The sequence below is a fragment of the Pseudonocardia xinjiangensis genome (genome assembly GCF_012911925.1).
Lineage (GTDB): Bacteria > Actinomycetota > Actinomycetes > Mycobacteriales > Pseudonocardiaceae > Pseudonocardia > Pseudonocardia xinjiangensis.
Genome location: NZ_JAAXKY010000199.1, coordinates 1 through 11,570 on the forward strand (window position 1 = coordinate 1; position 11,570 = coordinate 11,570).

An 11,570-nucleotide genomic window follows, 5' to 3' on the forward strand; every position below is an offset into this window, starting at 1 on the left:
ACTCGCGGGGGTGGGTCAGGCCGCGGCCGCCGCGGCCGCCACCGCGGCGCTGATGGCCGCGAGGTCCGCCGGCTCGCAGACGTAGGGCGGCATCGTGTAGACGAGGTCACGGAAGGGCCGCAACCACACCCCGGCGTCGACGGCCGCTGCCGTCGCCGCGGCCATGTCCACCTCGTGGTCGAGCTGGACCACGCCGATCGCGCCCAGCACCCGGACGTCGACGACGCCGGGAAGCCGCCGCGCCGGGGCCAGGCCGCTGCGCAGGGCCGACTCGATCCCGCGCACGCGGGCCCGCCAGTCCCCGCTCACCAGCAGCCGGGTCGACGCCGCCGCCACCGCCGCGGCGAGCGGGTTGCCCATGAACGTCGGGCCGTGCATGAGCACGCCCGCCTCGCCCTCCGTGATCCCGCGCGCGACCTCACCGCTGCACAGCGCGGCCGCCATCGTCAGGTAACCGCCGGTCAGGGCCTTCCCCACGCACATCACGTCGGGGGCGATGCCGGCGTGGTCGGCGGCGAACAGCTCGCCGGTCCGGCCGAAACCGGTGGCGATCTCGTCGAACATCAGCAGCACGTCGTGGGTGAGGCACAGCTCGCGCAGCACGTGCAGGTAGCGCGGGTCGTGGAACCGCATACCGCCAGCGCCCTGCACCACGGGCTCGACGATCACGGCCGCCAGCTCGTCGGCGTGGCGCTCCACGAGGTCGGCCAGCTCGGCGACGTAGGCCTGCTCGAAAGCGACGGGGGGCGCCCCCGCGAAGACCTGCCGGGGCAGCACGTCACGCCACAGCGTGTGCATGCCGCCGTCGGGGTCACAGACGCTCATCGCCCCGAACGTGTCGCCGTGGTACCCGCCGCGCCACGTCAGCAGCCGGTGCTTGCCCGGGCGCCCCCGGGAGCGCCAGTACTGCAGGCACATCTTGATCGCGACCTCCACCGACACCGAGCCCGAGTCGGCGAGGAAGACGTGCTCCAGCCCGGCCGGGCTGATGTCGACGAGCAGCCGCGCGAGGTCGACGGCAGGCCCGTGGGTGAGGCCACCGAACATCACGTGACTCATGGAGCCGAGCTGGTCACGCACGGCGGCGTCGAGTACCGGGTGGGCGTAGCCGTGGATCGCGGCCCACCACGACGACATCCCGTCGACCAGTTCCCGGCCGTCGGCCAGCCGCAGCCGGACCCCCGCGGCCGACTCGACCACGAGCGGCGTGGCCGTCGCGGGCATCGGCGCATAGGGGTGCCACACGTGCGCGCTGTCGGCGGCGAGCAGGTCCTCGGTCGTCACGACGAGGGAGCCTAGTGTCGCGGAAACGAGGTTCCTTGCCCGAATCCGGTGTCCAGACGGATGGATCGCAAGACGGAGGAGGCGCCGATACCGCTGTTGTATCGGCGCCGACGACAACGCCGCGAGGCGCCGCCTGGGCGCCGGAGGCGGGTAAGACGACCTCGTTTCCTCGACACTCGGCTGACGTCGCTGCAGGTCCGGCTAAGGTGCCGGGTCATGTCCACCGCCGCCGAGCCCGCGACCGCGCACCCCGCGCTGTCCCGACGCCGCGAGCTCGGGGCCACGAGCGCACGCTCCCTGCTTCTCACCGTGCTCGGGGAGTTCGTGCTGCCACGCACCGACGCCGTGTGGACGCAGGTGCTCATCGACGTCCTCGGCGGCCTCGGGGTGGAGTCCAAGTCGGCCCGCCAGGCGCTGGCCCGCACCGCGGCCGAGGGCCTGCTCGTGTCCGACCGCGCCGGACGCCGCGTGCGGTGGGCGCTCAGCGACCAGGGCCGCCGGCTGCTCTCCGACGGCGCCGCCCGCATCTACGGGTTCGGCGCCGAGGCGGGGCAGTGGGACGGGCGCTGGCTGGTGCTGCTCATCAGCGTGCCGGAGGCCCGCCGCCAGCTCCGGCACCGCCTGCGCACCCGCCTGGCCTGGGCCGGGCTGGGCTCCCCCGCGCCCGGGGTGTGGCTCACCCCTGACCCGACCAAGCAGGACGAGGTGGCCGACGTGGTCGCCGACCTCGAGCTCACGGGCGTGACCAGCTCGTTCGTCGGGCCGTTCGGGGTGATCGGCGCCGAGCGGCAGGTGGTCGAGCAGGCCTGGAACCTCTCCGAGGTGGAGGCCGCGTACGAGGAGTTCCTCGACGCGTTCTCCTGCGCGGAGCCGAGCGACCCGCTGGACGTGCTCACCCACCAGATCCACCTCGTGCACGCGTGGCGGCGCTTCCCGTTCCTCGACCCGAAGCTGCCCGGCGAGCTGCTGCCCGCCGGCTGGGCCGGGGCCCGCGCGGCCGAACTGTTCGACACGCTGCACGCCCGGTGGGACCAGGGCGCCCAGGCTCACTGGCTCCGGCTGGTGGCCACCGCCACCTGAGCCAGGAGGGTGCTGAACAGCTCCGCTCGTAGCGAGCGGTGATCCAGGTGGTGGCATCGCCAGGCGGAGGAGGGGCCGATACCGCTGTTGTATCGGGCTACTCCCCCGGCGGGGTGTAGGCCCCGCGCGCCGCGGCGGCCTTCTCGAGCACCCCGGCCAGGTCCTGCGGCGCCACGAGGGCCCGGCTCTCGACGTGGGTGAAGGCGCCGCTGCTGGCGATGGCGATGGACAGCGCCGCCACGTCCTCGTTGGTCGGCACGTGCACCACGGCGAAGCCGTCGCGGTCACCGAGCATGTAGTACAGGGACTCGAGGGTGCCGCCCGCGCTCTCGATCATGGCCCGGGCGGCCGCGGCGCGGTCCTCCGCCTTGACCATCATGCGCGCCCAGGCCTGCGGTGTGTAGCTGAAGAAGATGGCGTAGGCGGCCATGGCGACCCTCCCGGCGACAGCGATGGGTCAGCCAGTGCACCACCTGCGACCTGCGGTGTCATCCCTCCGAGGGGTCGGTATGACCACCGGCGGGGTGGTGGCGTGTCAGCCCAGGCAGCCGGGGCCGAGCAGGCCCTGAAGGTCGCCCAGCAGCGACGGCGACCGCGTGACCGTGAACGCCTGGTCGAGCCGGAACACCTTGGGGGTGCCGCTGCCGTTGACCAGCGCGAGATGCACCTCCGAGGTGCCCGGGTGGTTGCGCAGGACGTCCTTCAGCTTCGACACCCGCTGTGGGGTGCACAGCTCGGTGCGCATGCTGACCTTCACCGGGGCGCCCGTACCGCCGCTCGCCGGGGTCAGGTCGGGCACCGCCAGGTCGTTCACGATGAGTGAGACGCGGTCGTCGCGCCGGTTGACCCTGGCCTTGACCAGCACGATCGCGTCCTCGGCGACGTCGACACCGACCACCTGGTAGCAGCGCGGGAAGAACAACACCTCGATGCCGCCCGCCAGGTCCTCCAGCTGGGCCGACGCCCACGGCTCGCCGTTCTTGTTCACCCGGCGGTTCACGTTGGCGAGGATGCCGCCGATGGTGACCTGCCGGCCGTCGGGCACGGTGCCTTCGAGGATGGCGGAGATCGCCGTGTCGGACCTGGCCGTGAGCATCTGCTCCACCCCGTGGAGCGGGTGGCCCGACACGTAGAGCCCGAGCATCTCCCGCTCGACGGCGAGCTTGTGCTTGGTGTCCCACTCGTCGGTGGGCACCTTCACGTCGAACACGGAGTCGAGCTCGGACGGGCCCGAGCCGTCCATGGAGCCGAACAGGTCGAACTGGCCCATCGACGCGGCCTTCTTCGTGCTCATCACCGCGTCGATCGCGTCGGCGTGCACGAGCAGCAGGCCCTTGCGCGGGTGGCCGAGCGAGTCGAACGCGCCCGCCTTGATCAGCGACTCGATGACCTTCTTGTTGCAGACCACCGCGTCGACCTTGCGGAGGAAGTCGGAGAAGTCGGTGAACGCGCCCTTCTCCGTGCGCGCCGCGACGATCGCGTCGACGACGTTGACGCCGACGTTGCGGATGCCGCCGAGGCCGAAGCGGATGTCGCCCCCGACCGGGGCGAAGTTGCGCACCGAGTCGTTGACGTCGGGCGCGAGCACCGTGATGCCCATCCGGCGGCATTCGGCCAGGTAGACCGCGGCCTTGTCCTTGTCGTCGCGGACCGAGGTGAGCACCGCGGCCATGTACTCGGCCGGGTAGTTGGCCTTGAGGTAGGCGGTCCAGTAGGAGACCAGGCCGTACGCGGCGGAGTGGGCGCGGTTGAACGCGTAGTCGGAGAACGGGAGCAGGATGTCCCAGAGCGTCTTGACCGCGGCCTCGGAGTAGCCGTGGTCCTTCATGCCCTGGGCGAAGCCCGCGTACTCCTTGTCGAGGATCTCCTTCTTCTTCTTGCCCATCGCGCGGCGCAGCAGGTCGGCCTTGCCGAGCGTGTAGCCGGCGAGCTTCTGCGCGATCGCCATGACCTGCTCCTGGTACACGATCAGGCCGTAGGTCTCGCCGAGGATCTCCTTCAGGGGCTCCGCCAGCTCTGGGTGGATCGGCGTGACCTCTTGGCGCTTGTTCTTGCGGTCGGCGTAGTCGTTGTGCGCGTTGGCGCCCATCGGACCGGGCCGGTACAGGGCGCCGACGGCGGAGATGTCGTCGAACTCCGTGGGGGCCATGCGGCGCAGCAGGTCGCGCATCGGGCCACCGTCGAGCTGGAAGACCCCGAGCGTGTCGCCGCGGGCGAGCAGCTCGTAGGTCGTCCGGTCGTCGAGCGGGACGCTCTCGATCTCGAGCTTCGGCTTGCCGTTCCGCTCGATGTTCTCCAGCGCGTCGTCGATGATCGTGAGGTTGCGCAGCCCCAGGAAGTCCATCTTCAGCAGCCCGAGCGTCTCGCATGCGCCCATGTCGAACTGCGTGATGATGGCGCCGTCGGAGTCGCGGCGCTGGATCGGGATGACGTCGATCAGCGGCTTGCTCGACATGATCACGCCGGCCGCGTGCACGCCCCACTGCCGCTTGAGGCCCTCGAGGCCACGGGCGGTGTCGATGATCTCCTTGACCTGCGGGTCGGTCTCGTAGAGCGCCCGCACCTCCGTGGCCTCGGAGTAGCGCTTGTGGGCGGGGTCGAACACACCCGAGAGGGGGATGTCCTTGCCCATGATCGCCGGGGGCATCGCCTTGGTGATGCGGTCGGCCACCGCGTAGCCGGGCTGGCCGAACAGCACGCGCGCCGAATCCTTGATCGCGGCCTTCGCCTTGATCGTGGAGTACGTGATGATCTGCGCGATGCGGTCCTCGCCGTACTTCTCCGTGGTGTAGCGGATCATCTCGCCACGCCTGCGCTCGTCGAAGTCCATGTCGATGTCGGGCATCGAGATGCGCTCGGGGTTGAGGAATCGCTCGAAGATCAGCTTGTGCTCGATCGGGTCGAGGTCGGTGATGCCCAGGACGTAGGCGACCAGCGAGCCCGCCGCGGAACCGCGACCGGGACCGCACCGGATGCCGACCGACTTGGCGTGCTGGATGAGGTCGGCGACCACGAGGAAGTAGCCGGGGAACCCCATCTGGATGATGATCCCGACCTCGTAGTCGGCCTGCTTGCGGTACCGCTCGGTGATCCCGTGGGGGAACCGCATGTGCAGCCCGCGCTCGACCTCCTTGATCAGCCAGCTCTCCTCCGTCTCCCCGGCGGGGACGGACGCGCGGGGCATGAGGTCCTGGCCCTCGGTGAAACCGACGTCGACCCGCTCGGCGACGAGCAGCGTGTTGTCGCAGGCCTCGGGGAACACCGGATCCCACTGGGCCCGCATCTCGGCCGGTGACTTGAGGTAGAAGTCGGACGCGTCGAACTTGAAGCGGCCGGGGTCGGCGAGCGTCTTGCCGGTCTGCACACAGAGCAGCACCTCGTGCGGCTTGGCGTCCTCGGCGTAGGTGTAGTGCAGGTCGTTGGTGGCGAGGCCCGGCAGGTCGAGCTTCTTCTTGAGGTCGTAGAGCGCGTCGCGGACCTGGCGCTCGATCGCGATGCCGTGGTCGAGCAGCTCGCAGAAGAAGTTGTCCTTGCCGAAGATGTCGCGGTAGTCGCTCGCCGCCTGGCAGGCGGCGTCGAACTTGCCCCGCTGCAGCAGCCGCTGGACCTCGCCCGACGGGCAGCCGGTGGTGGCGATGATCCCCTTGCCGTAGGTCTCCAGCAGCTCGCGGTCCATGCGGGGCTTGTAGTAGTAGCCCTCGAGCGACGCGAGGCTGGAGAGCCGGAAGAGGTTGTGCATCCCCTCTGTGTTCTCCGCCAGCAGCGTCATGTGGGTGTACATCTCACCCGGGTTGTCGTCGCTGACCGTCTGGCCGCCGAGGGTGGCGCGCTTGCGCTCGTGGCGGCTGCCCGGCGAGAGGTAGCCCTCCATGCCGATGATCGGCTTGACCCCGTGGGCCTTGGCCTTGCGCCAGAACTCGTAGGCGCCGTAGACGTTGCCGTGGTCGGTCATCGCCAGCGCCGGCATCCCCATGCGCGCGGCCTCGGTGAACAGGTCGTCCAGCCGGGCCGCTCCGTCGAGCATGGAGAACTCGGTGTGCGTGTGGAGGTGGACGAAGCTGTCGCCACGGCTGGGGCCGGCCATCGGGGTGGTGAGCTCCCTTCTGGCGCGGCCGCCGGGGCAGCGCTGGATCGATGCGGCCGCCGCGCCGGCCGTCCTGGGGACGGCACCGGCACCTCGGCCGCTGGGATGGACACAGGCTAACCCCGGCCCCCGACAAGTTTCCGTACCCGTGCGGTGGCCCGCACCGCGCTGCCACCCCCCTCTCACCGACCGGCGTGGCGGCGCTGCGCAGCGTGGCCGCCGGGAGGGCCCACACGCCCACCCTGACCGCGCGGAGTCGGGGCCAGGGCCAGGGACCTGAGCGCCTGATCCGGGCGACTCGCGGGCCGGTTCCGGGCGACTCGCGGGCCGGTTCCGGGCGACTCGCGGGTCGATTCCGGGCGACTCGCGGACCGGATCCGGGCGACTCGCGGGCCCGATCCGGGCGACTCGCGGGCGGGCGGGGGGCGGGGCGGGGGCCGCCCTAGACTCGCCGCGATGAGCGAGCCCTCCCCGTACGCGGCGGCGATCGCGCGCGTTCCCGTACGGGAGGACGAGGTGGGGCTGCGCGGCGGCCGCACCCGGTTCTGGGTCTACGGCGCCGACGACGCACCGCACCGCGTCGTCCTCCTGCACGGCCTGCGCGGTGACCACCACGGGCTGGAGCCGATCGTGGCGCACCTGACGGGTGCGCGGGTGGTGGTGCCGGACCTGCCCGGGTTCGGGCAGTCCCTGCCGCTCCCCGGCGACGCCCACGACGTCGCCGGTTACGCGGCGTGGACGCGCGACCTGCTCGCCGCCGTCGCACCGGCGGGGGACGTGGTGCTCGCCGGCCACTCCTTCGGCTCGATCGTGGCCGCCGCGGCACTCGGCCGTCCGGCACCGTCGGCGGCCGGGAGTGTCCCCGCGCCGCGGGTGCGGGGTCTCGTGCTCGTCAACCCGATCGCGGCGTCCGCCCTGGCCGGGCCGCGGGTGGTGGTCACGCGGCTCACGGTGCTCTACCACCACCTCGCCGCCGCCCTGCCCGAGCGCGCGGGAACCGCGCTGCTGCGCCACCGGCTGATGACGCGGGTGGCCAGTACGGCGATGGCCACCACGAGGGATCCCGGCCTGCGCCGCTGGATCCACGCCGAGCACGACCGGTACTTCAGCACGTTCGCCGACCGCGCGACATTGCTGCAGGCCTTCCACGCCTCGGCGGGCCACGACGTCGGCGAGTTCGCGGCCGGCATCGCGGTGCCGACGTTGCTGGTGGCCGCCGAGCGCGACGACATCGCACCGCCCGCCGCGCAGCGCGCACTGGCCGGACGGTTCCCGGACGCGCGGCTGGCGATGGTTCCGGGCACCGGTCACCTCGCCCACTACGAGGCTCCCGCCGCGGTGGCCGCCGCGATGTCGGCGTTCCTCACCGCGCTGCCGGTCCCGTGAGGATCCTCGTCGACTGCCGGTACGTCCGGATCGACCGGCACGACGGCATCAGCCGCTACACGGCGGGGCTGGCGGCCGGGCTGGCCCACCTGCAGGCCGAGCGGAGCGGCAGCGCGGCGGGCCACAGCATCGAGCTGCTGGTGAGCGACCGGCGCCAGCTCGCGCACCTGCCGTCCGGCCTGCCCTGGCACCTGGTCAGCAGCCCCACCGGCCCGCGTGAGCCGCTGGTGGCCCGGCAGGTGCGGCGCCTCAAGCCGGACGTGGTGTTCTCCCCGATGCAGACGATGGGCAGCTGGGGGCGCGACTACGGCCTCGTGCTGACGCTGCACGACCTCATCTACTACCGCAACCGCACCCCGCCGCCGCAGTTCGCGGCCCCGATCCGGCTGCTGTGGCGGCTCTACCACCTCGCGTGGTGGCCGCAGCGGCTGCTGCTGAACCGGGCCGACGCGGTGGTCACGGTCTCGGCGGCCACGGCCGCGCAGATCGCGGAGCACCGCCTGACCCGGCGGCCGGTGACCGTCGTCCCGAACGCCCCCGACCTCGGCCCCGACCTCCCGCGGGCGCCGCGCACCGGCGCGCTCGTCTACATGGGCTCGTTCATGCCCTACAAGGACGTGGGGACGCTCGCGAGCGCGATGCCGGCACTGCCCGACCACGAGCTGCACCTCATGAGCCGGATCTCCCCCGAGGAGCGGGCGCGGCTCACCGCGCTGGCCCCGGGCGGACGCCTGGTGTTCCACGACGGCGCGAGCGACGAGACCTACCGCGACGTGCTGCGCGGCGCGACGGCGCTGGTCTCGGCGTCGCGGGACGAGGGGTTCGGCATCCCGCTGGTGGAGGCGATGGCCCTGGGCACGCCCGTGGTCGTCACCGACATCCCGGTGTTCCGCGAGGTGGGCGGGGACGCCGGGACCTACGTCACCGCGGGCGACGTGGGCGGCTTCGTCCGCGCCGTCCGGGAGCTCGGCGAGCCCGGCTGCTGGGAGGAGCGCTCGGTGGCGGCCCGGGCCCGGGCCGCGCACTACAGCTGGGAGAACTCCGCCCGGGTGCTGCTGGCCCTGCTGGAACGCGTAGCAGCGACTCGCACGCACCCCGGCTGACCCGCCCCCCGGCGGAGCGCACCCCGACGTTCAGGAAAGCCACTTTCCTGCCCGCAGAGGGCGGGAAAGTGGCTTTCCTGAACCTGTGAGGCCGTCAGGCCGCTCTCGTCACCTGCACGCGGTCGTCGCGGCCCAGCGCGCGCTCGTAGATCCCCTCGAACGTGCTCAGGGTGGCGTCGATGGCGTGCTCGGCGACGAGGTCCCGGCTGGCCGCCCCCATCCGGCGGCGCAGGGCGGGGTCGGCGAGCAGCGCGGCGAGGCGGGTGGTGAGCTCGGGGACGTCGCCCGGCGGGTACAGCCAGCCGTTGCGGCCGGGGCGCACGAGGTGGGGCAGCGCCATCGCGTCGGCGGCGACCACCGGGAGGCCCGCGGCCATCGACTCCAGCGTGACGAGGCTCTGCAGCTCGGCCACCCCCGGCATGCAGAACACCGCGGCACCGGCGTAGGCGTCGAGCAGTTCCTGCTCGGCGACGAACCCGCGGAACCGCACGCGCTCGGCGAGCCCGAGACCATCGGCCAGCGCCGTCCACTCTTCACGGCGGGCACCGTCACCGATGATCTCCAGCCGCGCCGGCAGTTCCGGCGGCAGCGCGGCGAATGCCCTGATCAGCTCGTCCACGCGCTTCTCCTGGTCGAGCCGCCCGACGAACAGGACGGTCGGGACGGCGCCGGGGGCCTGCGGGGTGGCGCGGTAGCGGTCGGCGTCGATGCCGCAGGACACGGGGATCGCGTCGACGAGCCCGGCGTGGCGCACGAGCAGCTCCACCGCGCGGGGGGTGGGCGCGGTGACGACGGTGGCCCGGCCGAAGACGTTGCCGAGGTCCTTCCACGCCACCGTCGCGAAGGCCCGCCGCAGGGCCCGGGGGATCGGCGAGTAGGCGACGAGGTTCTCGGGCATGAGGTGGTTGGTGGCCACGAGCGGTCGTCCGTCGCGGTGCGCGGCCTTCACGACGCCGCGGCCGACCACCATGTGCGCCTGGGTGTGGACGACGTCGGGGTCGATCTCCTCCATGAGGGCGGCGGTGTCCGGGCCGGCTTCCCACGGCATGCAGACCTGGAAGCCGGAGTGCATGAAGTAGCGGTGGGAGCGGACCCCGTGGACGGTGACGCCGTCCCTGGTGTCGCGGGTGCGGGGGCCGGTGGGAGACGGCGCCACGACGTGCACCTCGTGGCCACGGCGGGCCAGCCCGGTGGCGAGTCGCTCGGCGAAACGCGCGGCCCCGTTCACGTCGGGGGGGTACGTCTCGGCGCCGATCAGTATCCGCAGTGGTTTCACGGCGGCAGGCTTCACGGGACGGGTCCTCTCAGATGAGTGAAGCAGTGCGGGCGAACCGGCGCTGGGGATCACCGGCGGTGCAGGGAGTGCGCCGACCGCGTGTGAGCAGCCGGAGTCGAGGTTCGTTCGCGAGCGGAGCGGGCGGCGCGGGCCGCCACCGCATCCGGATGGTGGCGGGCCAGTGCGATGACGCCTGCCGTGGCCGTTGCGGCGGCGACGACGAGCAGGAGCCACGTCTCGGCCGGGGTGGCGGCCCCCTCGCCGAGCAGCACCGCTCCGAGGAGCACGGCCACGATCGGGTCGACGACGGTGAGGCAGGCGATGACCACCTCGGGCGGCCCGGAGGCGAAGGCCTGCTGCACGAGCCAGCCGCCCACGAGGACCGCCACACCGATGCCGGCCGCCGCCGCGAGGACGGGGGGCTCGAAGGCCCCGACGTCGCCGGACGCGACCGACTGGGAGACGGCCCGCACGAGCGCGGAGACGAGGCCGAACGCCGCCGCTCCGCCCGTGGCACAGGCCACGCACCGGACCCAGCCGGGACGGGCCATGCCGAGCGCGGCCAGCAGCAGCACGATCCCGGCGACGACGAGGCTCGCGAACAGGGTGGCCTGGTCGGGCGGGGGCGTGCTGACGGCGGTGCTCGCGGCGGTGAGGACGAACACGGCCACGCCGCCGATGCTGAGCAGGACGCCGACGAACACCCCGAGCGCCGGCACGCTGCCCCGCTGGACGGCGGTGAGCAGCACCGCGATGGGGACGGCCAGCACGCCGATCGGCTGGACGACGGACAGTGGCGCCAGCACCAGCGCGCCGGCGTGCAGGGCCGATCCGCCCGCGGCCAGCGCCAGACCGGCGAGCCAGCCGGGCCTGCGGGCGATGGCGCCGAGCCCGCGCAGGGACAGCACCTTGCCCTCCTGCCCGGCACCGGACGGGCCGGACCGGTCCGAGACGGCACGGTGCTGGAGGACGGCGGCACCCGCGAAGCAGACGGCGCCGAGCATGGCGAGGGCGATGGCGACGCCGGGACCTGTGAGGAGGTCGATCACACCGCACCCCTGAGCTCGACGCCGGACGGAAGGACCGCCGGGGCCGGCATGTGTTCCACTGCCAACCGGGTTGCCCGGGCGGTCACAACCAGTACCAGCATCACTACCGCGTAGAGAACACGTTGGACCCCCCCGAGCAGGGGAAATCCGGGTGAAAGGCCGATAACAATCGGTAGCAGGAGCAGCAGGAAGCCGGCGCTCAACGCCGTTGTGACGACCGCGCACCGGGCCAGGACGGGGGCTGCGGCCGTCCAGCCGGGAGCGGTCCGGGCCCGGCGGGCGATCATCCAGACCGCCTGCGGCAGGAC

At 72.7% G+C, this 11,570-nt stretch carries 8 protein-coding genes and 1 pseudogene; 3 read left to right on the forward strand and 6 right to left on the reverse strand.

Translation table 11 applies throughout. From position 1 onward, the window contains the following. Positions 1-15 precede the first annotated feature (15 nt). Entirely contained in the window at positions 16-1,284 is a 1,269-nt protein-coding gene (locus HF577_RS34180) for an adenosylmethionine--8-amino-7-oxononanoate transaminase (RefSeq protein ID WP_169400141.1), read from the reverse strand. A gap of 216 nt (positions 1,285-1,500) precedes the next feature. Between HF577_RS34180 and HF577_RS34185 the strand changes: the two genes are divergently transcribed. Continuing rightward, positions 1,501-2,364 (forward strand): PaaX family transcriptional regulator, encoded by an 864-nt coding sequence (locus HF577_RS34185; protein ID WP_169400142.1) that lies wholly within the window; start codon positions 1,501-1,503, stop codon positions 2,362-2,364. A gap of 97 nt (positions 2,365-2,461) precedes the next feature. On the opposite strand, the gene HF577_RS34190 is transcribed toward HF577_RS34185, so the two are convergent. Then, positions 2,462-2,794, reverse strand: coding sequence for a GYD domain-containing protein (locus HF577_RS34190; RefSeq protein ID WP_169400143.1), 333 nt, complete (start codon positions 2,792-2,794; stop codon positions 2,462-2,464). A gap of 105 nt (positions 2,795-2,899) precedes the next feature. After that, entirely contained in the window at positions 2,900-6,448 is a 3,549-nt protein-coding gene (gene dnaE / locus HF577_RS34195; RefSeq protein ID WP_169400144.1) for a DNA polymerase III subunit alpha, read from the reverse strand. Positions 6,449-6,904: 456 nt separating this feature from the next. Between dnaE and HF577_RS34200 the strand changes: the two genes are divergently transcribed. Together HF577_RS34200 and HF577_RS39975 are read left to right on the forward strand one after the other, a co-directional pair. Then, the gene (locus tag HF577_RS34200; RefSeq protein ID WP_169400145.1) at positions 6,905-7,834 is read left to right on the forward strand and encodes an alpha/beta fold hydrolase; all 930 of its coding nucleotides are present in this window, start codon (positions 6,905-6,907) and stop codon (positions 7,832-7,834) included. After that, complete coding sequence (locus HF577_RS39975) at positions 7,831-8,937, forward strand: glycosyltransferase family 4 protein (RefSeq protein ID WP_169400146.1); 1,107 nt, start codon at positions 7,831-7,833, stop codon at positions 8,935-8,937. Before HF577_RS34200 ends, HF577_RS39975 begins: the two co-directional genes overlap by 4 nt. A gap of 94 nt (positions 8,938-9,031) precedes the next feature. Here the strand turns inward: HF577_RS39975 and HF577_RS34210 are convergent, their stop codons facing one another. From HF577_RS34210 to HF577_RS37730, 3 genes and pseudogenes are all read right to left on the reverse strand, one after another. Further along, positions 9,032-10,228 (reverse strand): glycosyltransferase, encoded by a 1,197-nt coding sequence (locus HF577_RS34210; protein WP_312859561.1) that lies wholly within the window; start codon positions 10,226-10,228, stop codon positions 9,032-9,034. A 53-nt stretch (positions 10,229-10,281) separates the two neighbouring features. Continuing rightward, positions 10,282-11,262, reverse strand: coding sequence for a hypothetical protein (locus HF577_RS38945; RefSeq protein ID WP_169400147.1), 981 nt, complete (start codon positions 11,260-11,262; stop codon positions 10,282-10,284). Continuing rightward, a pseudogene (locus HF577_RS37730) lies at positions 11,259-11,570 on the reverse strand (hypothetical protein); the annotation flags it as partial. The pseudogene HF577_RS37730 and the gene HF577_RS38945, both read right to left, overlap by 4 nt.

Bases quoted from the DNA above. Each gene is read 5' to 3' on its own strand.
- HF577_RS34185 (WP_169400142.1), top strand. From the start codon at position 1,501: ATGTCCACCGCCGCCGAGCCCGCGACCGCGCACCCCGCGCTGTCCCGA.
- HF577_RS34190 (WP_169400143.1), bottom strand. From the start codon at position 2,794: ATGGCCGCCTACGCCATCTTCTTCAGCTACACACCGCAGGCCTGGGCG.
- dnaE (WP_169400144.1), bottom strand. From the start codon at position 6,448: ATGGCCGGCCCCAGCCGTGGCGACAGCTTCGTCCACCTCCACACGCAC.
- HF577_RS34200 (WP_169400145.1), top strand. From the start codon at position 6,905: ATGAGCGAGCCCTCCCCGTACGCGGCGGCGATCGCGCGCGTTCCCGTA.